General features: G+C 72.1%; 25 protein-coding genes. 16 read left to right on the top strand and 9 right to left on the bottom strand.

Features of this window, described 5'->3' with window-relative positions; all coding sequences use genetic code 11:
* Positions 1-17: 17 nt before the first annotated feature.
* Both FJ657_RS09325 and nusA read left to right on the top strand, forming a co-directional pair.
* Complete coding sequence (locus FJ657_RS09325) at positions 18-1,781, top strand: proline--tRNA ligase (protein ID WP_141163374.1); 1,764 nt, start codon at positions 18-20, stop codon at positions 1,779-1,781.
* 86 nt (positions 1,782-1,867) lie between these two features.
* Entirely contained in the window at positions 1,868-2,848 is a 981-nt protein-coding gene (nusA, locus tag FJ657_RS09330) for a transcription termination factor NusA (protein WP_141163375.1), read from the top strand.
* A 78-nt stretch (positions 2,849-2,926) separates the two neighbouring features.
* Here nusA and FJ657_RS09335 read toward each other — a convergent pair whose 3' ends face one another.
* Together FJ657_RS09335 and pnuC are read right to left on the bottom strand one after the other, a co-directional pair.
* Entirely contained in the window at positions 2,927-4,066 is a 1,140-nt protein-coding gene (locus tag FJ657_RS09335; RefSeq protein ID WP_141163376.1) for an AAA family ATPase, read from the bottom strand.
* Positions 4,063-4,752 carry a nicotinamide riboside transporter PnuC gene (pnuC, locus tag FJ657_RS09340; protein ID WP_255447240.1) on the bottom strand — a complete coding sequence of 230 codons (690 nt, stop codon included), beginning with the start codon at positions 4,750-4,752 and terminating at the stop codon, positions 4,063-4,065. The genes FJ657_RS09335 and pnuC overlap by 4 nt, the downstream gene beginning before the upstream one ends.
* A 104-nt stretch (positions 4,753-4,856) precedes the next feature.
* Here pnuC and FJ657_RS09345 point away from each other — a divergent pair, with 104 nt between their 5' ends.
* The 4 genes from FJ657_RS09345 (at position 4,857) to FJ657_RS09360 (ending at position 9,177) form a co-directional block, all read left to right on the top strand.
* On the top strand, positions 4,857-5,147 hold the full coding sequence (locus tag FJ657_RS09345) for a YlxR family protein (protein ID WP_141163377.1): 291 nt from the start codon (positions 4,857-4,859) through the stop codon (positions 5,145-5,147).
* Between the two features lie 101 nt (positions 5,148-5,248).
* On the top strand, positions 5,249-7,984 hold the full coding sequence (infB, locus tag FJ657_RS09350; protein WP_141163378.1) for a translation initiation factor IF-2: 2,736 nt from the start codon (positions 5,249-5,251) through the stop codon (positions 7,982-7,984).
* Between the two features lie 114 nt (positions 7,985-8,098).
* Entirely contained in the window at positions 8,099-8,545 is a 447-nt protein-coding gene (gene rbfA / locus FJ657_RS09355; protein WP_141163379.1) for a 30S ribosome-binding factor RbfA, read from the top strand.
* A gap of 62 nt (positions 8,546-8,607) precedes the next feature.
* Positions 8,608-9,177, top strand: a complete 570-nt coding sequence (locus FJ657_RS09360) for a dihydrofolate reductase family protein (RefSeq protein WP_141163380.1) — start codon at positions 8,608-8,610, stop codon at positions 9,175-9,177.
* Positions 9,178-9,221: 44 nt separating this feature from the next.
* Here FJ657_RS09360 and FJ657_RS09365 read toward each other — a convergent pair whose 3' ends face one another.
* Positions 9,222-10,139, bottom strand: coding sequence for an Fpg/Nei family DNA glycosylase (locus FJ657_RS09365; protein ID WP_141163381.1), 918 nt, complete (start codon positions 10,137-10,139; stop codon positions 9,222-9,224).
* Between the two features lie 58 nt (positions 10,140-10,197).
* A complete protein-coding gene (locus FJ657_RS09370; RefSeq protein WP_255447241.1) occupies positions 10,198-11,073 on the bottom strand; it encodes an iron-sulfur binding domain-containing protein in 876 nt (291 codons plus the stop codon).
* A 52-nt stretch (positions 11,074-11,125) separates the two neighbouring features.
* Between FJ657_RS09370 and FJ657_RS09375 the strand changes: the two genes are divergently transcribed.
* Positions 11,126-11,800, top strand: coding sequence for a nucleoside/nucleotide kinase family protein (locus FJ657_RS09375; protein WP_141163382.1), 675 nt, complete (start codon positions 11,126-11,128; stop codon positions 11,798-11,800).
* Positions 11,801-11,830: 30 nt separating this feature from the next.
* Here FJ657_RS09375 and FJ657_RS09380 read toward each other — a convergent pair whose 3' ends face one another.
* Positions 11,831-12,829, bottom strand: coding sequence for a ketopantoate reductase family protein (locus tag FJ657_RS09380; RefSeq protein WP_141163383.1), 999 nt, complete (start codon positions 12,827-12,829; stop codon positions 11,831-11,833).
* Positions 12,830-12,933: 104 nt separating this feature from the next.
* Between FJ657_RS09380 and truB the strand changes: the two genes are divergently transcribed.
* From truB to FJ657_RS09405, 5 genes are all read left to right on the top strand, one after another.
* The gene (gene truB, locus FJ657_RS09385; RefSeq protein WP_141163384.1) at positions 12,934-13,896 is read left to right on the top strand and encodes a tRNA pseudouridine(55) synthase TruB; all 963 of its coding nucleotides are present in this window, start codon (positions 12,934-12,936) and stop codon (positions 13,894-13,896) included.
* Positions 13,893-14,261: a hypothetical protein gene (locus FJ657_RS09390; protein WP_141163385.1), complete on the top strand. Its 369-nt coding sequence runs from the start codon at positions 13,893-13,895 to the stop codon at positions 14,259-14,261. The genes truB and FJ657_RS09390 overlap by 4 nt, the downstream gene beginning before the upstream one ends.
* Before the next feature lie 71 nt (positions 14,262-14,332).
* On the top strand, positions 14,333-14,800 hold the full coding sequence (locus tag FJ657_RS09395) for a hypothetical protein (RefSeq protein WP_141163386.1): 468 nt from the start codon (positions 14,333-14,335) through the stop codon (positions 14,798-14,800).
* A complete protein-coding gene (locus FJ657_RS09400; RefSeq protein WP_141163387.1) occupies positions 14,797-15,750 on the top strand; it encodes a bifunctional riboflavin kinase/FAD synthetase in 954 nt (317 codons plus the stop codon). Before FJ657_RS09395 ends, FJ657_RS09400 begins: the two co-directional genes overlap by 4 nt.
* Positions 15,747-16,979: an MFS transporter gene (locus FJ657_RS09405; protein WP_141163388.1), complete on the top strand. Its 1,233-nt coding sequence runs from the start codon at positions 15,747-15,749 to the stop codon at positions 16,977-16,979. The genes FJ657_RS09400 and FJ657_RS09405 overlap by 4 nt, the downstream gene beginning before the upstream one ends.
* Before the next feature lie 24 nt (positions 16,980-17,003).
* Here FJ657_RS09405 and FJ657_RS09410 read toward each other — a convergent pair whose 3' ends face one another.
* Entirely contained in the window at positions 17,004-17,936 is a 933-nt protein-coding gene (locus tag FJ657_RS09410) for an ROK family protein (RefSeq protein WP_255447242.1), read from the bottom strand.
* Positions 17,933-18,304: a hypothetical protein gene (locus FJ657_RS17395; protein ID WP_255447243.1), complete on the bottom strand. Its 372-nt coding sequence runs from the start codon at positions 18,302-18,304 to the stop codon at positions 17,933-17,935. The genes FJ657_RS09410 and FJ657_RS17395 overlap by 4 nt, the downstream gene beginning before the upstream one ends.
* Before the next feature lie 90 nt (positions 18,305-18,394).
* On the opposite strand from FJ657_RS17395, the gene FJ657_RS09415 reads away from it, so the two are divergent.
* Entirely contained in the window at positions 18,395-18,832 is a 438-nt protein-coding gene (locus FJ657_RS09415) for an SRPBCC family protein (protein ID WP_141163390.1), read from the top strand.
* Positions 18,833-18,893: 61 nt separating this feature from the next.
* On the opposite strand, the gene FJ657_RS09420 is transcribed toward FJ657_RS09415, so the two are convergent.
* Entirely contained in the window at positions 18,894-19,241 is a 348-nt protein-coding gene (locus FJ657_RS09420; RefSeq protein ID WP_141163391.1) for a TfoX/Sxy family protein, read from the bottom strand.
* A gap of 137 nt (positions 19,242-19,378) precedes the next feature.
* On the opposite strand from FJ657_RS09420, the gene FJ657_RS09425 reads away from it, so the two are divergent.
* Positions 19,379-20,929, top strand: coding sequence for an SDR family oxidoreductase (locus FJ657_RS09425; RefSeq protein ID WP_141163392.1), 1,551 nt, complete (start codon positions 19,379-19,381; stop codon positions 20,927-20,929).
* Between the two features lie 13 nt (positions 20,930-20,942).
* Here the strand turns inward: FJ657_RS09425 and FJ657_RS09430 are convergent, their stop codons facing one another.
* Complete coding sequence (locus FJ657_RS09430) at positions 20,943-22,274, bottom strand: M20/M25/M40 family metallo-hydrolase (protein ID WP_141163393.1); 1,332 nt, start codon at positions 22,272-22,274, stop codon at positions 20,943-20,945.
* Positions 22,275-22,331: 57 nt separating this feature from the next.
* Here FJ657_RS09430 and FJ657_RS09435 point away from each other — a divergent pair, with 57 nt between their 5' ends.
* Both FJ657_RS09435 and FJ657_RS09440 read left to right on the top strand, forming a co-directional pair.
* Entirely contained in the window at positions 22,332-22,745 is a 414-nt protein-coding gene (locus tag FJ657_RS09435) for a DUF6804 family protein (protein ID WP_255447244.1), read from the top strand.
* A 205-nt stretch (positions 22,746-22,950) separates the two neighbouring features.
* A complete protein-coding gene (locus FJ657_RS09440) occupies positions 22,951-25,089 on the top strand; it encodes a DEAD/DEAH box helicase (protein ID WP_141163394.1) in 2,139 nt (712 codons plus the stop codon).
* The last annotated feature ends 238 nt before the right edge of the window (positions 25,090-25,327 follow it).

A 25,327-nucleotide genomic window follows, 5' to 3' on the forward strand; every position in this document is an offset into this window, starting at 1 on the left:
TCGGTACGCTGGAGGGCGTGCCCACACGCCTGACTCGTCTCTTCGTCCGCACCCTGCGCGATGACCCCGCCGATGCCGAGGTCGCCAGCCACCAGCTGCTGCTGCGCGCCGGCTACATCCGCCGCCAGGCCCCTGGCGTGTTCGCGTGGCTGCCGCTCGGTCTTCGCGTCAAGGCGCGCATCGAGGCGATCATCCGCGAGGAGATGGATGCCGCGGGCGCGCAGGAGGTCCACTTCCCGGCGCTGCTGCCCCGCGAGCCCTACGAGCTCACGGGCCGCTGGGAGGAGTACGGCGACGGCATCTTCCGTCTGCAGGACCGCAAGGGCGCCGACTACCTGCTCGCGCCCACGCACGAGGAGGTCTTCACCCTGCTGGTGAAGGATCTCTACTCCTCGTACAAGGACCTGCCGCTCACGATCTTCCAGATCCAGGACAAGTACCGCGACGAGGCCCGTCCGCGCGCGGGCCTCCTGCGCGGCCGCGAGTTCACGATGAAGGACGCCTACTCCTTCGACGCCTCGGACGCCGGGCTGGATGCGAGCTACCAGGCCCAGCGCGACGCCTACGAGCGCATCTTCGCCCGGCTCGGCCTCGAGTACGTGATCGTGCAGGCCGACGCCGGCGCGATGGGCGGCTCGCGCTCGGAGGAGTTCCTGCACCCGACGCCCATCGGCGAGGACAGCTTCGTGCGCTCGGCCGGCGGCTACACCGCGAACGTCGAGGCGTTCACGACCGTGGCTCCGCCGACGCGCGATTACGCGGGGCTCACCCCCGCCGAGGTGCTCGACACCCCGGACACGCCGACGATCCAGACCCTCGTCGACGTCGCGAACGCGAAGCACCCGCGTCCCGACGGCCGTGCCTGGACGGCCGCCGACACGCTGAAGAACGTCGTGCTGGCGCTCACCCACCTCGACGGCACCCGCGAGCTCGTCGTCGTCGGCCTGCCCGGCGACCGCGAGGTCGACATGAAGCGTGCCGAGGTGGCCTTCGCGCCCGCCGAGATCGAAGCCGCGACGGAAGCCGACTTCCTCAAGCATCCCGGCCTCGTCAAGGGCTACATCGGGCCGTGGTCGCCCGAGGGCGCCGTGCTCGGCGAGGAGTCGGCGACCGGCATCCGCTTCGTCGTCGACCCGCGCGTCGTCGAGGGATCGGGCTGGATCACCGGCGCGAACAGCGACGGCAAGCACGTCTTCGGACTCGTCGCCGGTCGTGACTTCGACGCGGACGGCGTGGTCGAGGCCGCCGAGGTGAAGGAGGGCGATCCCGCTCCCGACGGCTCCGGACCGGTCCACCTCGCGCGCGGCATGGAGATCGGGCACGTGTTCCAGCTCGGCCGCAAGTACGCCGACGCGCTCGGCCTCAAGGTGCTCGACGAGAACGGGAAGCTCGTCACGGTGACGATGGGCTCGTACGGGATCGGCGTGACCCGCATCCTCGCCGCGATCGCCGAGACCACGCACGACGACCGCGGCCTGCTCTGGCCCAAGGAGGTCGCGCCCTTCGACGTGCACGTCGTCGCCACCGGCAAGGACGCGGTCGCCTTCGACCTGGCCGAGAAGCTCTGCGCCGAGTTCGAGTCCGCCGGCCACGATGTGCTGTACGACGACCGTCCCAAGGTCTCACCGGGCGTCAAGTTCGGCGACGCCGAGCTGCTCGGCGTGCCGATCATCGTGATCGCCGGCCGCAATGCCGCCGATGGCGTCGTCGAGTTCTGGGACCGGCGCAGCGGGGAGCGCCGCGACGTGCCCGCGAGCGAGGTCGCCGCGCTGCTCGGCTGAGCGCGACCGGGCCCCGGGATGCGGCTAGGCTGACTAGTCGCACCCCGGGTTCCGGGTGCGTCATCTGAATAGCGGGAGGCCCTCTCATGGACATCGACCTCGGAGTGCTGCGGCTCATGGAACGCGAGCGGGAGATCCCGTTCGACGAGCTGGTGCAGATCATCGAGCAGGCGATCCTCACGGCCTACCTCAAGCACGTCGATCAGGGTCCCGACTTCCACGCGCGCGTCGAGCTCGACCGCAAGACCGGTCACGTCAAGGTCTTCGTGCCCGAGCTGGACGACGACGGCGAGCAGATCGGCGAGGCCGTCGACGAGCCCGACGACTTCGGCCGCATCGCCGCCTTCGCGGCCAAGCAGGTCATCAACCAGCGTCTGCGCGACATCGGCGACGACAAGGTGCTCGGCGAGTTCCGCAATAAGGAAGGCGACATCGTCGCCGGCGTGATCCAGCAGGGTCCGAACCCGCGCATGATCCACATCGACCTGGGCACGATCGAGGCGATCCTCCCTCCCGAAGAGCAGGTGCCCGGCGAGGAGTACGTGCACGGCCAGCGCATCCGCGTCTACGTGACGAGCGTGGCGAAGGGACTCAAGGGCCCGTCGATCACGGTCAGCCGCACGCACCCCGGTCTCGTGCGCAAGCTCTTCGCCCTCGAGGTGCCCGAGATCGCCTCCGGTCTCGTCGAGATCGCCTCGCTGGCTCGCGAGGCCGGGCACCGCACCAAGCTCGCGGTCCGCGCGACGCAGCCCGGCATCAACGCCAAGGGCGCGTGCATCGGCGAGCTCGGGCAGCGCGTGCGCGCCGTCACCGCCGAGCTCGGCGCCGAGAAGATCGACATCGTCGACTGGTCGGGCGACCTGGCCACCTTCGTCGCGAGCGCGCTCTCGCCGGCGAAGGTCACGAGCGCCTTCGTCGTCGACGAGTCGCTCAAGGCCGTGCGCGCCCTCGTGCCCGACTACCAGCTCTCGCTCGCGATCGGCAAGGAGGGGCAGAACGCACGCCTCGCCGCCAAGCTCACGGGCGCGCGCATCGACATCCAGCCCGACTCCGTGATGGAGAGCTGAGCGGATCAGCCGCCGCCGACACCGCGTCGGCACGATCTCGGCCCATCGCGCGTCTCCGGACGCGCGGTGGGCCGTCCGCTATCTCAGGACGGTCGGCTCGTCCCACGGCGGGCTGGCGAAGGCGCGGCGGTGCTCGAGCAGCGCGTCCACCGCGCGCGTCGCGTAGGCGAGGCGTTCGTCGTGACTGCCGCGCAGCAGGATCCAGGAGGCGCCGCGCCGGGTCAGCTCGTCGACGAACCAGCCGGTCATCTCCGGGCGGATGTGCTCGCCATCGCGCCAGCCGTCGTCCTCGAAGGGCACGTCGACGTGATCGGTCACCAGGTACAGATCGCGCCGGGGGAGCGTCGCCCCGCCCGCGGTCGCCGAGGCGATGCTGTGCTCGCCGACGTAGCGCCGCTCCCAGAGGGTCGTCGCGAAGGCGTCGGTGTCGGCGATCACGAGCGGAAGCGCCAGCGCCGCCTCTTCCTCGCGGGCGTTCTGCTCGTGGGCGATGAGGGCGAAGTGCTCGGGACGCCACACCAGGTCGTCCATGACCGGCGCCGGCCGACCCGCGGCCGAGGCGGCTGCGCTCGCCTCGGCGTGCAGCAGGTAGGTGAACTCGCGACCGTACTCGGGAACCGACTGGAGTCCCGGATGCGGCCACCGCGGATGCTCGCGGTAGTGCGTCGCGAGCGCCTCGGCGAGCGTCGTCGTGCCCGTCGACTCGGCGCCCACCACGATCACCCGCGTCGCGAGTCCGCGCCGCGTCGCCTCGGGCAGGAGCGTCCAGGTGCCGACGAGGTCGCCACGCACCGCCGTGCCGCTGACCCGCACAGCCGAACGGCGCGCATCGTGCGTCACCGCGCGGGCGCCCAGCCGACGGGCGAGCTCCTCGCCGTAGCCCTCCGAGGTGAAGACCAGGTCGACCGGGCCCATCCCGGCGGCACGGACGGCCGCTGACATGCGCGTCGACTCGGCGACCCACGCCGCCTCGCTGTCGTAGTCGACGGCTCCGTCGTCGGGCAGCCCGATCACGGTCACGGCGGTCAGTGCTGAGGTCGCCTCGCGCAGCCAGGCGACCCGATCGGCGAGCGGGATCGACTCGATCGTGCTCGCGAGCACCAGCACCGCGAGCTCATCCACCTCGCCCGCCGCGCGCTCGATCAGCGCGAGGTGACCGAGGTGCGGCGGATAGAACTTGCCGATCACCAGCCCGGTCGTCGTCGACCCCGCGCTCATGCCGGCGTCACCGCGGAGGCGACGGCCGGCTCGGCGGGCGTCTGCTGCCGACGCAGATCGCGCCGCCATCCGACCAGGCCGTAGACGCACAGCGCCAGGAACCCGGTGTAGAGGATCGCGGTCAAGTAGAGGTGCTTGACGGCGTAGAGCGGAACGGAGACCACGTCGACGGCGATCCAGATCCACCAGTGCTCGAGCACCTTGCGCGCCTGCAGCCAGGTCGCGACGAGCGACGCGCTGAGCACGAAGGCATCGGGCCACGGCACGGCCGAATCCGTCTCGGTCGCGAGCAGCCACGCGACGGCGACGGTGCCGAGCGCGGTCGCCGTGATCGCGATCACGACATCGCGGCGCCCCGCGCGCTGGATCGGCGCGACGAGCGCGCTCGCGCCGGCCGCGCCGCGGCGCCGACGCACCCAGACGATCCAGCCGTACACGCCGAGCACGAAGAACACGGCCTGCAGGCCGGCGTCGGCGTAGAGGCCCGCGCCGAGGAACAGCAGCAGGAACGCGAGGTTGTTGACGAGTCCGACCGGCCAGTTCCAGATCCACTGCCGGCTCACCGCCCACACGCACAGGGCGCCGGTGACGAAGCCGAAGATCTCGAGCACGGTGACGTGCTCGCCGAGGATCGTGAACAGGGGCAGATTCAGGAGGTCGAGCGCGGCATCCATACGATCGCTCATTCTGCCCGTCGACCGGGTCCGGGCGGCGTTGCGACACCGGGCGGCACGGCACGGATCCGGTCGTGGCGGAGCCCGCCACGCCGCGCCGGTAGCCTGGCGGACACATGGACACCGTCGAGCGCGTTAGACTGACCCCTGTCAGAACCTGCCTGGGTTGCCGGCAGCGTGCTCCCCGAACCTCTCTTCTGAGGTTCGCCGCGCGCGACGGACGGGTCGTGGCCGATGCCGCGACGCGACTCCCGGGCCGGGGCGCCTGGGTGCATCCGCACCTCGGCTGCATCGAGACCGCCCTTCACCGCCGAGCCTTCGGGCGCGCGCTGCGTGAGCCCGGTATCGACACCTCACTGGTTCCGACGACGGCAGAGGATCTCGCCCGATGCGGATCCCAGGACTGAAACGGTCTGAAGAGCATGGACAAGTAATGAGCGGCTCGAGATGAGTTCCGTCATTCGATGACGTCCACCCTGTTGCGGGGTGGACCCCCGACAGGAGAATTGTGGCCAACCCACGCGTACACGAGATCGCGAATGAACTCGGGATCGACAGCAAGCTTGCGATGGACAAGCTCAAGGACATGGGCGAATTCGTCAAGAGTCCTTCGAGTTCCATCGCCCCGCCGGTCGCGCGCCGCCTGAAGGCAGCGCTCGAGGCCGACGGCGTGAAGGTCGAGGCGAAGCCCGCCTCGTCCGCCCCGAAGCCCGGCCCGCGCCCCGCGCCGGCCGCGCCGAAGCCGGCCGCGGCGCCCGCCCCGGCCGCCGAGAAGCCCGCCGCCGCTGCAGCGCCGGCTGCTCAGGCGCCGAGCGCGCCCGCCGCCCCCGCCGCCTCGTCGGCTCCCAAGCCCGGTGGCGCTCGCCCCGCGACCCCGCAGCAGGGCGGCGACGCCGGCAGCGCGCCGCGTCCCGGTGGGGCTCGCCCCGCCGGCGCCCCGCGCCCCGGCAACAACCCCTTCGCCTCGAGCCAGGGGATGGCTCGCCCGGGCGCCCCGCGTCCCGGCAACAACCCCTTCTCGTCGAGCCAGGGCATGCCGCGTCCCGGTGGCGGCGCCGGCATCCCGCGTCCGGCCGCTCCGCGTCCCGGCGCGCCCCGCCCGGGCGCCCCGCGTCCCGGTGCTCCGCGTCCCGGCGCCCCGCGTCCCGGCGGCCCCGGTCGTCCCGGCGCTCCCTTCCAGCAGCGTCCCGGCGGCCCCGGTCGTCCCGGCGGCGCTCCCGGCGGCGGCGGCGGTCCCCGTCCCGGTGGCGGCTTCGCCGGTCGTCCCGGCGGCGGCGGTCGCGGTGGTCGTGGCAACACGGCCGGCGCCTTCGGTCGTGGCGGCGGCAAGAGCCGCGCCCGCAAGTCGAAGCGGACGAAGCGCGCCGAATTCGAGATGCGGGATGCCCCGCAGCTCGGCGGCGTCGCGATCCCTCGCGGCAACGGCGCGGTCCTGCGTCTGCGCCGCGGTGCGTCGATCAGCGACCTCGCGGACAAGATCGAGAACCTGACGAAGATCCCGGTGCAGCCGGGTGCGCTCGTCACGGCGCTGTTCCACCTCGGTGAGATGGCGACCGCGACCGAGTCGCTCGACGAGGCGACCTTCGGCATCCTCGGTGAGGAGCTGGGCTACAAGATCCAGGTCGTCTCGCCCGAGGACGAGGACAAGGAGCTCCTCGAGGCCTTCGACATCGACATCGAGCAGGAGCTCGCCGACGAGGACGACGAGGATCTCGAGATCCGTCCTCCGGTGGTCACCGTCATGGGTCACGTCGACCACGGAAAGACCAAGCTGCTCGACGCGATCCGCCAGGCGAACGTCGTCGCGGGCGAGGCCGGCGGCATCACGCAGCACATCGGCGCCTACCAGGTGTGGACCGAGCACGAGGAGATCGAGCGCGCCATCACCTTCATCGACACCCCGGGTCACGAGGCGTTCACCGCCATGCGCGCCCGTGGTGCGCAGGTGACCGACATCGCGATCCTGGTGGTCGCCGCCGACGACGGCATCATGCCGCAGACGGTCGAGGCGCTGAACCACGCGCAGGCGGCGAACGTGCCGATCGTGGTCGCGGTCAACAAGATCGACAAGGAGGGGGCGAACCCCGCCAAGGTGCGCCAGCAGCTCACCGAGTTCGGTCTGGTGGCCGAGGAGTACGGCGGCGACACGATGTTCGTCGACGTGTCGGCGATCCAGAAGAAGGGCATCACCGAGCTCCTGGATGCGGTCCTGCTGACCGCCGACGCCGGTCTCGACCTGCGTGCGAACCCGAACAAGGACGCCCGCGGTGTCGCCATCGAGGCGAAGCTCGACAAGGGACGTGGCGCCGTGGCGACCGTGCTCATCCAGTCGGGAACGCTGCGCGTCGGCGACGCGATCGTCGCCGGAACGGCCTACGGTCGCGTCCGCGCGATGATGGACGAGAACGGCGACCCGGTCGAGGAGGCCTGGCCGTCGCGCCCCGTGCAGGTGCAGGGTCTGTCGACCGTGCCCCGCGCCGGCGACACCTTCCTCGTCACCGAGGAGGACCGCACGGCCCGTCAGATCGCCGAGAAGCGCGAAGCCGCTCAGCGCAATGCCCAGCTGGCCAAGGCCCGCAAGCGCATCTCGCTCGAGGACTTCACCCGCGCTCTCGAAGAGGGCAAGGTCGAGTCGCTCAACCTCATCATCAAGGGTGATGTCTCCGGTGCCGTCGAGGCGCTCGAGGAGGCTCTGCTCAAGATCGAGGTCGACGACAGCGTCCAGCTGCGCATCCTGCACCGCGGTGTGGGTGCCGTCACCGAGTCGGACATCGACCTGGCGACGATCGACAACGCGATCGTCATCGGCTTCAACGTCCGCCCCGACGTCAAGGCCCGCGAGCGCGCCGCGCGCGAGGGCATCGACGTGCGCTTCTACTCGGTCATCTACTCCGCGCTCGACGACATCGAGTCGTCGCTCAAGGGCATGCTCAAGCCGGAGTACGAAGAGGTCCAGTCGGGTGTCGCCGAGATCCGCGAGGTGTTCCGCTCCTCGAAGTTCGGCAACATCGCCGGTGTGCTCGTCCGCTCGGGCACCATCACCCGCAACGCGAAGGCGCGGGTCATCCGCGACGGCGTCGTGGTGGGCGACAACCTCGCGATCGAGTCGCTGCGTCGTTTCAAGGACGACGTCACCGAGGTCAAGACGGACTTCGAGGCCGGTATCGGCCTCGGCAAGTTCAACGACATCCAGATCGGCGACGAGATCGAGACCATCGAGATGAAGGAGAAGCCGCGGGCCTGACGCCCCGGCTCATCGGGCCCCGCACTCGCGTCACGCGAGGGCGGGGCCCTTCCCGACTTGCCCCGGCCGCGCCCCGCGCGGCACGATCGGGGAACCGAGAGAGAGTTGTGACTCATGGGTGAGAACCCCCGCGCGGCGAAGCTCGCCGACCGCATCAAGGAGATCGTCGCCAAGCGCCTCGAGAAGGGGCTGCGCGACCCGCGTCTCGGATTCGTGACCATCACGGATGTGCGCGTCACGGGTGACCTGCAGCACGCGTCGATCTTCTACACCGTCTACGGCACCGATGAGGAGCGCACGGATTCCGCTGCCGCTCTGAAGGCCGCGACAGGGATGCTGCGCACCGAGGTCGGCCGCAACATCACCGCCCGCCTGACGCCGAGCCTCGAATTCATCGCCGACGCGATCCCCGAGAACGCCGACCGCATCTCGTCGCTGCTGCGCGAGGCCGCCCAGCGCGACTCGGACTCGGCGGCGCTCGCCTCGGGCGCCCACTACGCCGGCGACGAGGACCCCTACGTCAAGCCCCGCGAGCTCGACGACGAGGACGACGAGGACTGATACCCGCCCATCCCGCTCCGTTCGCGCTGGACGCGAGCGGGGCTCGGGGTTAGCGTGGCCGCATGAGCGGGCTCATCGTGGAGCAGATCGTCAGTGCCGACGGCAAGGCGGTGGATGACGACGGGGGGATGTCCTTCATCGGCGTCGCCGACCCCACCGAGGTCGACACCGATCAGCTGATCATGCTGGAACGAGTCGATGCCATCCTCATGGGCCGCCGCACCTACGAGATGTTCTCCGGCTTCTGGCCGAACGAGACCGTCGAGAGCCAGCCCGCGGCCGGGCCCATGAACTCCCTGCCGAAGCACGTCGTCAGCTCGACGCTCACGGCGGCGCCCTGGGGGAGCCACGCGCCCGCGCAGGTCGAAGCGGGCGACGGCGTGGAGATCGCCCGCCGGCTGCTCGATCACTACAGCGGCGCCGTGATCGTCTGGGGCAGTCTGACGCTGACCGACGCGCTGTTCCGGGCCGGCCTCGTCGACACCGTGCGCTTCCGCACCCTTCCGGCCGTGATCGGCGGTGGACGACCCGTCACCCCGACGGGTCTGGGGCTGCTGCCGCTCACGCACGTCTCCACCCGCGCCTACCCGGCCGGACAGATCACGACCGAGTACCGCGTCCGCCGCGGCTGAGCAGGGGACGTCGGTGCGGTTCCCGCCCGGCCGCCGGCATCGACCTACTTGAGCAGTCGCGACAGCACGCGGTCGGCGAGCGGCTTGCCGCCGGTCTGGCAGGTCGGGCAGTACTGGAACGTCGAGTCGCTGTAGATGACCTGCCGCACGGTGTCGCCGCACACCGGGCACGGCTCGCCGGTGCGGCCGTGCACCCGCATCCCGCTGCGCTTCTCCGACTTGAGCTCCGACGCCGCGAGGCCGTCCGCGCGCTCGAGCGCGTCGCTCAGCGTCGACCGCAGCGCAGCGAACAGGGCATGCACCTTGTCGGGCGGCATGCTCGCGGGCGCGAACGGCGACATCCGCGCGGTGTGCAGGATCTCGTCGGAGTAGGCGTTGCCGATTCCGGCGAACACCGACTGATTGCGTAGCACGCCCTTGATCTGCTCGCGGCCGCGCGTCGCGAGGATCTCGGCGAAGCGCTCCTCGTCGAAGTCGTCGGCCATCGGATCCGGGCCGAGTCGTGCGATTCCCGGCACCTCGGCCGGCGAACGCACCACATGGATCGCGAGGCTCTTCTTCGTCCCGGCCTCGGTGACGTCGAAGCCGCTGCCGTCGTCGAGCACGAGCCGCGCGGCGATGGGCGAGCGCCCCGGCTTCGTGACCGGCTTGGGGGCGTCCGCGCGCCAGCGGATCCAGCCCGCGCGGGCGAGGTGCAGGATCAGGTGCAGCGACGCGGAGTGATCTCCGTCGTCATCGCCGCCGCGGGCCTCCGGACCGCCCGCTGGATGCTCGAGCACCAGATCGAGGAACTTGCCGTGCCGGTCGACTCGCGTGACCCGCCGACCGCTCAGCGCCTCGACGGGCGGATCGAAGGTCTTGAGCGCGGGGAAGGCGAGCACGCTGAGCCGCTCGACCGTGCGCCCGACGAGGCGGCGACCGAGGTCGGTCGTGAGCGCGTGCACCTCCGGCAGCTCGGGCATGCGCCCATCCTGCCTCCCACCGCCGACAGAGTCACGGGCTGAGGGTGCGGACGCGTATTCAGTCGGGCAGGGTCCAGCCCGGGTCGCTCGATCCGGCGATGAGCCGATCGGCCGCGAGACCGCGGATCGCCCGCTCGAGCTGGGCGGCGTCCGGCCAGAGAGCACGCAGCGCCGCATCCGGCACCGGGACGTCGGCGCCCCGCAGCTCGCGCAGCACGAGCCCGCGCACCTGACGGTCCGATCCCTCGTACTTCGCCTGCCGCGGCGGACGCGGGGCATCCGGCTCCGGCTCTGGGTAGCCGGCGGCGCGCCAGGCGCAGGCGTCGGCGATCGGGCACAGCTCGCAGCGCGGGGAGCGCGCGGTGCAGACGATCGCGCCGAGCTCCATCGTGCCGGCGTTCACGAGCACGCTGAGTTCCCGATCCTCGGGCAGCAGCTCCTCCATCTCGGCGAGGTCGCGCTTCGTCGACGGCGGGCCGGGCAGTGCGACGCCCCGCACAGCGCGAGCGAGCACGCGCCGCACGTTCGTGTCGACGACCGGATGCCGTCGCCCGTACGCGAAGACGGCGACGGCGCGTGCGGTGTAGGGGCCGATTCCGGGCAGCGCGAGCAGCTCATCCACGTCGGAGGGCACGACCCCGCCGTGTCGCTCGGTGATCGCGACCGCGGCGCCGTGCAGGGCGAGAGCGCGCCGCGGGTAGCCGAGCCGGTCCCAGGCGCGGATCGCCTCGGAAGCGGGCGCGGCGGCCAGGTCGGCCGGCGTCGGCCAGCGCGTCAGCCACTCCTCGAGCCGCGGGATGACGCGCACCACGGGGGTCTGCTGCAGCATGAACTCGCTCACGAGCGAACCCCAGGCGGGGAAGCCCGGTCGACGCCATGGCAGATCGCGCTTCTCGCGGGTGAACCAGTCGGCGATCGTCTGCGCGAGGTCCACCCCCTCAGCGTAGGCGGAGCGCACGTGCACCCTCGACGCCTACGCTGACCGCATGCCCCGCTGGTCACCGAAGCGCCGCGCCGTCCTCGAGGCGCTCGCGGCCGAGATCACCCACCTCTATCCGCACGGACGCATCGCGATCGCGATCGACGGGCTCGAGGGCGTGGGTCGGGGCGAGTTCGCCCGCGACCTGGTCGAGGCCCTGCGGCAGGATGATCGCTCGGCCTTCTCGGCGGACCTCGCCGACTTCGGACGGTCGCGCGCCGACATCCTCGAGCGCGGCGGCGACGGCGACCTCGCCTGGTATCGCGAGCAGCTCGACGTCTCGTTGCTGCGGCGCGCGCTCATCGAGCCCTTCCGGATGGGCGGCAGCGCCGGGTTCCAGCTCGCCGCGTTCGATCCCGCGCGCGACGCTCCCCGAGAGTCGGCGTGGACGACCGCGCCGCCCGACGCCTACCTCGTCGTGCACGGCGACTTCGCGAACCGGCCGGAGCTGCGCGACCTGTGGAGCTGGTCGCTCTGGCTCGAGGCTCCCGTCGCGACGGTCTACGAGCGGCTGGCTGACGGCACGGGGCTGCGCCGTGATCCCGACGCCGACGAGCACCGCCGGCGCCGCTGGGCGCAGGACCACTATCGCCGCGAGGCCGACCCGATCGCGCGCGCCGTCGCGCTGATCGACCTGACGGATGCCGAGCATCCTCGTCGCATCTTCGCCGACAGCTGCTGAGAGCGCGGCGAAGCGCGCTGCGCAGCTCGCTCAGCTCAGCGGCACCCGCCGAACGACCTCGTCGACCCTGAGGAACTCGCCGAGCTCGACCTCGTGCACGAGCGCGGTCAGGGCGGCATTGATCGGGGCTTCGCGTCCGTTCTCGTGGGCGGCGCGGACCACGGCGCCGTTGAGCGCGTCGATCTCGGTCGGCTGACCGCGGCGGATGCTCTGCAGCGTCGACCCCGGATTCGGCACCTCGCCCATCGTCCGCGCCATCTCGCGCGGGAGGAGACCGCCGACCGCCAGCGGGGCGGCGGCGAGCAGCGACAGCCGCGCATCCGTCAGCCCGCGCAGCGGCGCGAAGCGCACCCCGGTCGCGTGAGCGAGCCGCACGGTCTCGCGCATGCTCGCCGTGAGGATGCGGCGCAGGCGCGGCTCGGCCACGACCTGCTGCACGCTGAGGCCGGTGATCGCGGGCAGCGCGTTGACGTGGTTGATGACGAGCTTCGTCCACTGCGCACCGCGGAGGTCGGCGACGGTCTCGATCGGCATGATCGAGCCGAGCAGCTCCGCGGCGAAGGCCAGGGGAGCGGGATCGGCGCCCGGCTCGCGCCCGAGAACGGTCGGCAGCGCGGCGGTCACGGTCACCTCGCCCGGAGTGAGGAAGGATGCCGCGATCAGCGACAGCGCTCCGATCGCGGCCGTGCGGGGCGCGGCGGCGCGGGCGACGCGGATGCCGTCGAGCCCGTTCTGCACGACGACGAGCGGGAGGCCGTCGGCCAGGGCCTCGGCGTTCTGACGCAGCGCGCCGTCGGCGTCGGCCGCCTTCGTCGTCGCCACGACCAGGTCGAATCGTCCGTGCAGGCGCTCGCCCGCCTCGGGACGGGCGAGGTGCTCGCCCCATCCACCGCGCAGACTCAGCCCCGCGCGCGTGATGGCGGCGAGATGCTCGCCGCGGGCCGTGACGGCGACCTCGTGACCTCCGCGGTCGAGCAGGGCGGCGATCGTGCCGCCGATGGCTCCGGCTCCGATGACCCCGATCCGCATCCTCCGAGCCTAGGGCCGGCATCCGCCGCGGTGTCGGCGCGGTCGCGCGTTCGTCGCCGTCCGCGCGGGCCGACGCCGAGCCGCCCACTGCTAGCTTGATCGGCGTGCAGCAGGAGAACCCGGTCGAGCCGTCGCCGACGCCCGAGGCGGTCCCGGCTGCGCGGCCGACGCCGCCCAGCGGCATCCTGCTCGTCGACAAGCCTCTCGGCATCACCAGCCACGACGTGGTGCGGGTCGTGCGTCGCACCGCCGGCACGCGCAAGGTCGGTCACGCCGGCACCTTGGATCCGCTGGCGACCGGCCTCATGCTGCTCGGCGTCGAGAGCTCGACGCGGCTGCTGACCTACCTCGTGGGGCTCGACAAGGAGTACACGGCGACGATCCGTCTGGGCCGGTCGACGACGACCGACGACGCGGAGGGCGAGTCGACCGGCGGCGCCGACGCCTCGAAGCTCGACGCGGCGGCGGTGGACGCGGCGATCGCCGCTCTGACGGGCGTGATCCGCCAGCGCCCTTCCGACTACAGCGCCATCAAGGTGCAGGGGCGCCGCGCCTACGACCTCGCGCGCCAGGGCGAGAAGGTGGAGCTGGCCGAGCGCGAGGTGACCGTCGCGACCTTCGAGGTGGTCGGCCGTCGCGTCGAGGGCGAGCACCTCGATCTCGACGTGCGGGTCGAGGTGTCGTCGGGCACCTATGTGCGCGCGCTCGCCCGTGACCTCGGGTCCGCGCTCCGTGTGGGCGGCCACCTGACCGCGCTGCGTCGCACGCGCGTCGGTCCTTTCGGGCTCGACGAGGCCGCCGCTCCGGATGAGCGGGTGCTCGAGGGGATGCGGACCCCGGCCGAGGTGGCGACGTCGCTCTTCCCGTCCGTGCGCCTCGATCACGAGCAGCTGACCGAGCTCGTGCACGGGCGGCGTCCGGCTCTCGTGGCTGCCGACGACGACCTGGCCGACACCGAGATCGTCGCGGCTCTCACGCCCGACGATCGGCTCGCGGGGCTGGTCGCGCTGCGTCGCGGCGTCGCCCGGGTGCTCATCAACTTCCCGACCGCGGAGGTGCTCGCGTGATCCTCGGCCTCACGATCGCCATCGTCGTGGTCGCTCTGGCGGCCGGCGCGCTGAACCTCGTGCTCGGGCTGCTGGGCAAGGCTCCGAACGACCTGAGCCTGGGTGCGCTCGCGCTCGTCGAGCTCGCGCTGATCGCGCAGGTCGTCACGGCCATCGTGGCGCCGCTGGTCGGCAATCCGCCGAGCGGCAATCCGATCGAGTTCTGGGCCTACCTGATCGCCGCCGTCGTCATCCCGGTGCTCGCGGTCTTCTGGGCGCTCGGCGAGCGGAACCGCTGGGGCACCGTCGTGCTCGGGATCGCCGCTCTCGCGATCGCGGTCATGGTCTGGCGCATGCAGATCATCTGGACCGTGCAGCTCGCCTGACGCCGTCGCGGCATAGCGTGATGCGCGTGCGGGCAAGCGGCGACCCCCTCCCGCTCCACTACTCTGTATCGGTGCCAGAAGCTCGTTCCTCTCTCGCCACCGGGCTCGGCCGGGTGCTCGTCATCGTCTACGCGATCCTCGCGCTGGCGGCGACGGGCCGCAGCGTCTCGCAGATCCTCAGCCGCTTCGACGAGGCTCCGGTCGCGTTCACGCTCTCGGCGCTGGCAGCCGTCGTCTACATCGTGGCGACGATCGCGCTGGTCGCGAAGGGGCCGGTCTGGAACCGCGTGGCCTGGATCGCGATCGGCTTCGAGCTCGTCGGGGTGCTCGTGATCGGGGCCATCAGCCTGCTCGCCCCGCAGCTGCTGGGCCTGCCCGACATCAACCCCTTCGGCCGCTACGCGACCGTGTGGAGCGACTTCGGCGCCGGATACCTCTGCATCCCGCTCGTGCTGCCCGTTCTCGGGCTCCTCTGGCTGCGCAGCCGCAGGGATGCGGCCCGTCAGGCCGCCACGGTCGACGCGGAGGTGCGGGCGTGACCACCTTCCACGGCATCGGCGAGGTGCCCGCCGACATCGCGCCGTCGGCCGTCACGATCGGCAAGTTCGACGGGGTGCACCTCGGGCACCAGGCCGTCATCGCCCGTCTGCGGGATGAGGCCCGGTCCCGGGACCTGGTGCCGACCGTCATCACCTTCGACCGCAATCCGCTCGCCCTGCTCGACCCCGCGTCCTGCCCGCCGGCGATCGTCGGACGAGGCCAGGAGATGCAGCTGCTGCATGACGCCGGCGCCGATCAGGTGATCGAGCTCGTCTTCGACGAACAGCTGCGCTCGCTCGATCCGGAGCGCTTCGTGCGCGAGCTGCTGGTCGAGACCGCCCGCGCGCGACTCGTGCTGGTCGGGCGCGACTTCCGCTTCGGGGCGCGCGGCGCCGGCGACGTGGATGCGCTGCGCACCTGGGGTGCCGAGCTCGGCTTCGAGGTCGTCGTGGTCGACGACGTCGCCGCCGACGGCCGCCGCATCTCGTCGACCGAGCTGCGTACTCTGATCGAGGAGGGGCGCGTCGCCGACGCGGCGAAGCTGCTCGGACGCCTGCACGCGATGCGCGGCGGTGTCGTGCACGGCGAGGCGCGCGGGCGCGACCTCGGCTATCGCACGGCGAACCTATCGCCCGACGCCGAGGGGATGATGCCGGCCGACGGCGTCTACGCGGCCTGGGCCTCGGTCGACGGTCGACGCGTCGGCGCGGCCGTCTCGGTCGGCGTCAATCCGACCTTCGGCGAGGGGATCGAGCGGCGTCTCGAGGCGCACCTGCTCGATGAGGCGCTCGACCTCTACGACCGCGAGCTCGAGATCGCGTTCGTCGAGTACATCCGTCCGATGCGCAAGTTCCCCGACGCCGAGGCGCTCGTCGCGCAGATGCACGCCGACGAACTGCGCATCCGTCAGATCCTCGGGTACCCGGCCCCCGCCGACACCGTCTCGTGAGCTCGGCGCTCGCGTCCAGCCGCGCTCGGCTGGTGGTCGTCGTCGTGGGCATCGTGCTGCTCGCGTTCTCGCTGCGCACGGCTGTCGCGTCGGTCTCGCCGATCGTCGCGGCGATCGACTCCGACATCGGATTCCCGCATCCGGTCGTCTCGATCATGGGCGCGCTGCCGCCGCTCGCCTTCGCGCTCGGCGGGGTGCTGACACCGCTCATCGTGCGCCGCCTCGGGCTCGAGACCGCCACGGTCGTGTCGATCGTCGTGATGGCCGCCGGCCACGTGCTGCGCGCGGCGGCTTCCGACGCGAGCGTGCTGGTCGTCGGGTCGGCGATCGCGCTGCTCGGCACCGGGTTCGGCAACGTGCTCATGCCGCCGATCGTGAAGCGCTGGTTCCCCCGGCGAATCGGCCTGCTCACGGCGATCTACTCGACCGTGATCGCGGCATCGACCGCCGTCTCGGCCGGGTTGTCGGTGCCCGTGACCGACGCGTTCGGCTGGCGGGTGTCGCTCGCGCAGTGGGCGGTCGCCGCCGGCATCGCGCTTGCGCCCTGGATCGTCGTGCTCGCGCAGCGCCGCAGCAGCACGCATCCGCAGGAGCCGCGCGACGCGGCGGAACGCGACGCCGAGGAGATCGAACCCGCCCCGCGCCGCGTCTGGCGGTCGCCGACCGCGATCGCGATCGCCCTCGTCTTCGGCACCTCGAGCGTGACCGTCTACACCGCCTTCAGCTGGATGCCGGCCATCCTGACCGAGCGCGCCCACGTCGACAACGGCACCGCCGCCGCCATGCTCGCGGCCTTCAGCGGAGTCGTCGCGCCGCTGTCGGCGGCGCTTCCCCTGATCGCCTCGCGCCTGCGCAACGTCGCGCCGCTCGTCTTCGGCAATGCGGCGCTGCTGCTGATCGGCAGCCTCGGCCTGCTGCTGTCGCCGACGAACGGGACCTGGGCGTGGGTGCTCGTCTACGGGCTCGGACCGTCGCTGTTCCCGCTCGCGCTGTACCTGATCACCGCGCGCACCCGCAGCCATCGGGGGTCGGTCGCCCTGAGCGGCTTCGTGCAGACCTTCGGCTACGTCGTGGCCGCGCTCGGTCCGATCGTGGTGGGTTCGCTGTTCGACGCGACCGGCTCGTGGTTCGCGGGCAGCGTGGCGATGGTCGTGATGGCGCTGCCCGCCATCCCGGCCGGCATCATCCTGCTGAGATCCCGCTACGTCGAAGACGAGCTCGCGCGCTGACCGCGCCGCGAGGCGCGGAGACGCTCAGCCTCCGACGCGGTCGGCGCGGTGCACGAGAGCTCCGGCGCCGATCAGCGGACCGTCGTGCGAGAGACCCGAGGGCACGATCTTCACCTTGGTGACGAAGCCGAACTCGCGGCGCTCGGCGACGGCCTCGCGAGCCGCCTCGAACAGACGCGGCGAGGAGTGCGAGAAGCCGCCGCCGATCGCGACGATCTCGAGATCGACGAGCGACGTCGCGGAGGCGACGACCTGGCCGATCGCGCGGCCGGCGCGGTCGATCGCCGCGATCGCGACCGGGTCTCCGGCGCGATGAGCGGCGGCGAGCTCCTCGCCGGTCGCCCCCGTGAAGCCCTGCGTGCGCGCCCACGCGACGGTGCGCGGACCGGACGCGACGGCCTCGAGGCATCCGCGGCCGCCGCACGGGCAGGCGTCATCGAAGCCGCCGGCCTCGATGTGGCCGATGTGACCGGCGTTGCCGGTGGGGCCGGCCACGGTGCGGCCGCCGAGCACGAGCCCGCCGCCGACGCCGGTCGACACGATCATGCCCATGACGTTGTCGTAGCCCTGCGCGGCGCCGACCCAGTGCTCGGCAAGCGTGATGCAGATGCCGTCCATCTGCAGCGTGACGGGCACGCCGGGCAGCTCCTCCTGCACGAGATCGCGCAGCGGGAAGTCGCGCCAGGCCGGCACGTTGAGCGGCGACACGAGCCCCTCGGCGAGCGTGATGGGGCCGGCCGAGCCGATGCCGACCCCGATCAGCTCGTGCTCGGGCGCGAGGGCGTCGTGCGCCTCGCGCACGACGTCGAGCACCGCGCTCTGCAGCGTCGCGCTGTCGCTGGCGCCGCCGCTCGGGCGGCGGAAGCGCGTTCCGGGGATCACGACGCCGTCGGAGCTGACGAGCGCGGCCTCGACCTTCGTGCCGCCGAAGTCGAGTGCCAGAGCGACGGAGCTCACGAGTTGCCTCCCGGGCCGAGCTGCTGCCCGGCGATGAATGCGGCCGCGTAGAAGGCGGCGATGATGACGACCAGCCCGATGAGCGGTCCGAACCAAGCCCAACGGCGCTGCAGCGCGCGCACGACGAAGATCGCGAGCCCGGCCGCGAAGCCGAAGATGATGACGGCGGTGGCGATCAGCGTCGTCGTGCCGAGCGCGCCGGTGTCGCATCCGGCGGTGTCGGTGCACGCCGCCGACAGGCCGGGACCGCCGAGGATGTTGACGCAGACGAACGCGAGCACGAGCGCGAACGCGAGGATGGCGATGCCGACGACGAGGTCGGCGATCACGAGGGCGCGGTTGCGGGGAGCACGCGTCGTCGGTGGCATGGTGGTCAGCGTAGCGGGGTCGAGGCGGTGTCACGTGACAGCGCTGTCGGAGCGCCGTCGGATGTCCGCGGGCCGTCTTACACTGACGCCATGTCGGCCCCCGCCGCGCACGTCGTGCGCACGATCGACCTCCCACCCGGGATCGTGTGGGAGGCGCTGATCGATCCCGTGCTCGTCGAGGGCTGGCTGCATCCGGTGCACACGCTCGTCGGCGCCGATTCGATCGTCGTCGCCGAGGATGCCGAGGTGCTGCTCGAGGTCGAGCACGCGGAGTTCGGCCGGGTGCGCATCCTGCTCGACGCGGTTGACGGCGGTACCCGCGGCACGGCCACGGTCGTGACGGTCGAGCTTCCCGAGATCGGCGATGTGCGCTTCCGGCCGCCGATCGCGGCCGGCTGGAGCGTGCGGCTGCACCAGCTCGCCGACCTGCTGCGCGGGCATCCGGTCGACTGGGACCACTGGGAGCGCGACCGCGGCTCGGAGTACCGGCAGCAGCTCGAGCTCGCACAGCAGCGGCTCGCGCGCTGAACGGCCCCGCTCGACGCCCGGCGGCGCCGCCCTCGTGACGGTCCTCAGGGGGCGACGGGCCTCATCGGCTCTCGGATCGTGGGGTGATCGAGTCGACGTAGTGATGAGCAGCGACGATGACCTCACTCCACCGCCTGTCGTCGGCGGACGACGCCAGCCGGATCCATTCGCGTCGTGGTCGGCCGGCCATCGACATCCGCTCGCCGGTCCCCGCCGCCTCGAGCTCGTCGACCGTCGACTCGGGCAGCTTCGCCATCATCCCGCCCTGGTAGAGGGCGACCGCGAAGACCTTGCCGCGCACCCGCAGCCCGATCGAGCCGAACATCCGGCCCCAGTCGACGTCCTCGTGCTCCAGCAGTCCGGCGGCGAGTCGCGCGAGCCGGTCGTGGTCGGGGTTGATCGCCACCATGCGCGCAAGCTACCGCGCTCCGGGCCGGCGGTCGAGAGGAGCCGGGCGTGCACGCGGTCGAGAGCGGTCAGGGCGTCGGCTGTACGTCCGCGCAACGTCGGCCGGGCGCACCCGCCGACGCGCCTAGCGTCGCCCCCATGCGGATGCTCGTGACCGGCGCGACCGGATACCTCGGCGGACGGCTCGCTCCGCGCCTGGCGGATGCCGGCCACGACGTGCGGGTCATCGCCCGCGACGCGGAACGGCTGCGGCACCTGCCCTGGTCGGATCGCGTCGAGGTCGTCGAGGGCGATCTCGCCGACCTCGACGCGGTGCGGGCCGCGGTGGACGGCGTCGACGTCGTCTACTACCTCGTGCACTCCCTCTCGGCCGACGCGCGCTTCGAGCAGCAGGAGTCGGCGATGGCGCGCACCGTCGCCTCGGCCGCGCGCGAGGCCGGCGTGAGGCGGATCGTCTACCTGGGCGGACTGCACCCCGGCGGCCCGGCCGAGGAGCTCTCTCCGCATCTGCGCTCGCGCGCGGCGGTCGGCGACATCCTGCTCGCCTCGGGTGTTCCGACGGCCGCGCTGCAGGCCGGTGTGGTGATCGGCTCGGGTTCGGCGTCGTTCGAGATGATCCGCCACCTCACCGACGTGCTGCCGTACATGCCGGCGCCGCGATGGGTGCGCAACCGGGTGCAGCCGATCGCCGTGCGCGATGTGCTCTACTACCTGATCGCCGCCGCGGCTCTGCCGCCCGAGGTGAACCGCACCTTCGACATCGGCGGACCGGACGCGTTCCGTTACGGGCAGCTGATGAACGGCTACGCGGTGGAGGCGGGACTGCGGCAGCGGCCGATCGCGACGCTTCCGGTGCTGACGCCGTGGCTCGCGTCGCAGTGGGTGAACCTCGTGACGCCGATCCCGCGCTCGCTCGCGGTGCCGATCATCTCCTCGCTGCAGCACGATGCGGTGGTGCGCGAGCACGACATCCGCGACTGGATCCCCGACCCGCCGGGCGGTCTCACCGGCTACCGCAAGGCCGTGCGGCTCGCGCTGAAGCGGGTGCGCGACGGGCAGGTCGAGACGAGCTGGCAGGATTCCCCGGTGTCGGGCGCGCCGAGCGATCCGCTGCCGAGCGACCCGGACTGGGCCGGCAGCACGGTGTTCCTCGACGAACGGGAGCGCGGGTCATCGGCCGCGCCGGAGCGGGTGTGGCGGGTGATCGAGGCGGTCGGCGGCGACAACGGCTGGTACTCGCTGCCTTTCGCCTGGACCCTGCGGGGCTGGATGGACAAGGTCGTCGGCGGGGTCGGGCTGCGCCGCGGTCGGCGTGACCCGAACCGACTCGCCCCCGGAGACGCGCTCGACTGGTGGCGGGTCGAGAAGCTCGAGCGCGGTCGCTTCCTGCGGCTGCGCGCCGAGATGCGGGTGCCCGGGCGGGCGTGGCTGGAGCTCTCGGTCGAGCCGGGGGAGCGCGGCGGATCCGTCTACCGTCAGCGGGCCGTGTTCTTCCCGAAGGGACTCGCCGGCCGCGCGTACTGGCTCGCGATCCTGCCGTTCCACGGCGTGATCTTCGCGAGCATGGCGCAGCGGATCACCGCCGAAGCGGAGCAGCACCGGCCGGCCGCCCCGCGACCCGACGCGGTGCGGGCGACCGAGCCGTCATCCGGGGCGCGAGGTGGGGCGCGGGGCGCGAGCCGACCCTGACCCGGCGGCGAGATCAGAGCTCGTCGATGAGCCTGCGGAAGACGCGGATGCCGTCGAGCCAGGTCGCGACCGACACGTTCTCGTCGATCGCGTGCAGGGCCGCGCGCTGAGCTGCCGAGATCGCGAACGGCGAGAAGCGGTAGATCGCCGGCGCGAGATGCGCGAGGTGGCGGCTGTCGCTCGCGCCGAGCATCACGTAGGGAGTCGGCACCACCGTGGGGTGGACCGTGGTGATGGCCCGGCCGAGCCGATCCCACACCGCGCCGGTGGTCGGCGACACCGGCGAGGGCTCCGAGGCCTCGATCGTCGTCACGCGCACCTTCGCGTCGTCGATCGCGCGCACGATCCGCTGCTGCTCGGCCTCGACCGAGGAGCCCACGGCGACCCGCACGTTCACGGTCGCGGACGCACGTTCGGCGAGCACATTCGGCGCGGCGCTGCCGCGCAGCTCGGTCACGGCGCGTGTCGTGCGCACGAGCGCCGCGGTCTCGGGTCCGAGCCGCACCAAGACCCGGGCGAGCAGACCCCGCAGCGAACGCGCCCGGGAGAACAGCCCGGCGCGCGCTCCGGTGGCGTGCGGCGCGACGACCTCGAGCATCCGGATGACCGGCTCGGGGACCTCGGCCGGCGCCGGGCGTCGACGCAGACGCGCGATCGCCGCCGCCAGGCGGTCGACGGCGGTCGTCGACGGGGGAGTGGAGGCGTGGCCGCCCTGCTGCTCGACCCGCAGCTCGAAGTTCGCGATGCCCTTCTCGGTGACGCCGATCATCGCGAGCGGGGCATCCACCCCCGGAAGCACGCCGGTGACGATCGCGCCGCCCTCGTCGAGCACGAACGCCGGGCGCACGCCGCGCTGCTCGAACAGCCGGGCGACGGCCTGCGCGCCGGTGCCGAAGCGCTCCTCGTCGTGGCCGAGCAGCAGCCACACGTCGTGCTGCGGCTCCACCTCGTCGACCAGTGCCTGCTCGACGGCCTCGAGCAGGGCCACGAGCATCCCCTTGTCGTCGATCGCGCCGCGCGCCCAGATGCGCTGCTCGCCGTCGACGTCGACGAGCTCCGCCGAGAAGGGCGGATGCGTCCAGCCCTCGTCGTCGGCCGGCACGACATCCTGGTGCGCCATGAGCACGGTCGGCTGCTCGGATGAGCGCCCGCGCCACCGGAACAGCAGCGTGTGCTCGGCGACCAGCTCGCGCTCGAGCTCGGCGTGCACCCGGGGGTAGAGGCGCTCGAGAGCCGCGCGGAACAGCACCAGCTGCTCGGCCCGTCCGTCGTCGGTCTGCTCGATGGAGATGGTCGGGATGCGCAGCAGCTCGCGGAACCGCTCGACGCTCTCGGGATGCGGCATGCTCCGAGCGTATCCCCGCGTGCGCACGCCCAGGATGGTCGCCCTAGGCTGATCGCGATGCCCACCCGATCCACGCCCGACCGCCCCGGCTCGAAAGGCGGCCGCAGCGGCGCCGCCCGCTATCCCGACGCGCCGTGGCGCCGTTTCGCGCTCGCCCCCGGCATCATCGCCGCGCTCGTGCTCATCGCGGGTTCGCTGCTGGTCGGCACCGACGGCTTCACCTGGATCCGCTACGCGGCCGCGATCCTCGCTCTCATCGTCGGCTGGTTCGCGCTGCAGGCGAAGCACTGGTGGTGGATCCCGGTCATGCTCGCGATCGCGGTGATCTGGAACCCGGTCTATCCCTTCGCCTTCACGGGCCAGCTCTGGATGGGCGCGCAGTACCTCGCCGCGATCGTCTTCATCGCCGCGGGCCTCACGATCCGCGTGCGCAACGCCGAGGACCGCAACGCCGCGCGGGGCCGGAAATAGGCCTGAGCACTCCTCTGAGGTAGACTGACCGGAGCTCCGCACCACCGGCTCTTCGACGCCGGGTCTGGCGCGGGCAGATCGTGGATCACCCGGTCCGCCGCTCTCCGCCACCACCATCGGCTGAGCGCATCCGGCCCGTGTCGCCCGCGATCGCACAGCGATTCCGATCCGCCAGAGGGCGGATGCGAGACGTTCGAGGAGAACGATGGCCCAATCAGGGCAGAAGCAGTCGCCGCGCACCTCCGGGCGCCGTGGCGGTCAGCAGCAGCGACGCCGCGCGCACGCCGACGAGGCCGGCCTCATCCCGGTGCTCGCCCGCACGGTGCGCGCGATCGAGAACGCCGCCGAGCGCGGCAAGGTGAACGCCGGCGGACGCACCCGCTACCGCGTGGTCGCCGTGCTGGTGCGCGAGGAGCGCGCCCGCATCAAGGCCGACACCGCGATCAGCGAGGGCGAGCGCGTCAAGGAGCTCACGCGCCTCGACGGCATCGCGACGATCATGGCGAAGACCGCCTCGCGCGACACCTCGCTCATCGCGCTGCTCACCGACACCGCGCCGCTCAACGCGGCCCAGCAGGAGCTGCGCCGCTCGCTGCTGATCGACGCGGGAACCGAGCTCAGCCCCGACGACCTCATCGTCGTCACCGAGGCGCCGGTCGTGACGATCGAGCAGGAGAAGCAGGTCGTTCCGCAGTCGGTGCGGCAGTACCAGATGTCGAACCCCTTCCTCGCGCCCGACTTCAGCCTCGCGACGCCGAAGCCGCAGGTCACGGGCCGTCTCTCGAACTGGGAGCTCATCGATCCGCTGTTCCGCAGCTTCGAGGTCGGCGGCGGCGGCGCGGCGAGCATGTCGCTGCCCGAAGCCCACAGCCTCGCGACGCCCGGCGGCACCGAGCTCATGCGCCACCAGGCGCGCTTCATCCAGAGCGCCCGCGACGGCCACCGCACCTACCTGCTGGCCGACGAGCCCGGCCTCGGCAAGACGGCGCAGGCTCTGCTCGCCGCCTCCGTGACCGCGTCGTACCCGCTGCTGGTCGTCGTGCCCAACGTCGTGAAGATGAACTGGGCGCGCGAGGTGCAGAAGTGGACGCCGCAGCGCACCGTCACGGTCGTGCAGGGCGACGGCCAGAACATCGACGCCTTCGCCGACATCGTCGTCGTCAACTACGAGGTGCTCGATCGGCACGTCGCCTGGCTGTCGCGTCGCGGCTTCAAGGGCATGATCGTCGACGAGGCCCACTTCATCAAGAACCGCGACTCGCAGCGTTCGAAGAACGTGCAGGCGCTGTCGGCCAGCATCCGCGCCGCGCAGCCGAAGGCGCTGCTCATCGCCCTCACCGGAACGCCGCTGATCAATCAGATCGAGGACTTCCGGATGATCTGGCAGTACCTGGGCTGGATCGACGAGAAGAAGCCGACGAGCGGCCTCATGAAGAAGCTCGAGGACACCGAGCTGTCGCCCGGCGACCAGGGCTTCTTCTCCGCCGCGCGGGAAGCCGTCGTCGAGATGGGCATCGTGCGGCGCAAGAAGGAGGACGTCGCGGCCGACATCCCCGCGCGTCGCGTCGCCGACATCCCCGTCGAGCTCGACGGCGAGGAGGGCCGTTCGATCCGCGCGGCAGAGCAGGCGCTCGTCGCCCGACTGCTCGCGCGCTTCGACCGCATCCGCCAGGCCAAGCCCGACGCCGACGAAGCCGATCTGATCCGCGTCGTCGCCCACGCCGAGCTCGAGGAGTCGCGCGGCGCGAGCACAGGTGAGGGCACGGGCGACAACGTCTTCACGATGGTGCGCCGCATCGGCCAGGCCAAGGCCACGCCCGCTGCCGACTACACGGTCAACCTGGCCCGCAACGTCGGCAAGGTCGTCTTCTTCGCCAAGCACATCGACGTGATGGATGCGGCCGAGAAGCACTTCGCCGCCGCCGGCCTGCGCACCATCTCGATCCGCGGCGACCAGACCGCCACGGCGCGTCAGGCGCAGATCGACGCCTTCACGAACGACCCCGATGTCGCGATCGCGGTGTGCTCGCTCACCGCCGCCGGCGTCGGGGTGAACCTGCAGGTCGCCTCCAACGTCGTGCTCGCCGAGCTCAGCTGGACCAGCGCCGAGCAGACCCAGGCGATCGACCGCGTGCACCGCATCGGCCAGTCGCTGCCCGTCACCGCCTGGCGCATCATCGCCGCGCAGACGCTGGACGGCCGCATCGCCGAGCTGATCGACTCGAAGGCCGGCCTCGCCGCCCGCGCGCTCGACGGCGCCGAGATCGACGAGCACGCCGGCGGCTCGGTGCAGCAGGACGCGCTCGTCGCCCTGCTGAGCGACGCGGTCGCCGCGCGCGGCTGATCGGATCGCGCCGCTCGATTCCGCATCAGCAGAGGGGCCCTCACCGCAGGGTGGCGGCCCCTCTGCTGTACCCCAGCGCACGGCGGCGGCGCCGCGAAGCCCGACCTGCCGCCATCGGGGCACGCATCCGCCCGACACGTGTACCCCGCGTGGGGGTGACCCGAGGTGGGGGGCGCGCGGGGGTTCCCTCATTTCGTAACGTGGTGCCTGCACCAGTCGGGGGACTGGAAGGCGGCGG

The organism is Schumannella soli (assembly GCF_006517435.1).
Taxonomy (GTDB): domain Bacteria; phylum Actinomycetota; class Actinomycetes; order Actinomycetales; family Microbacteriaceae; genus Schumannella; species Schumannella soli.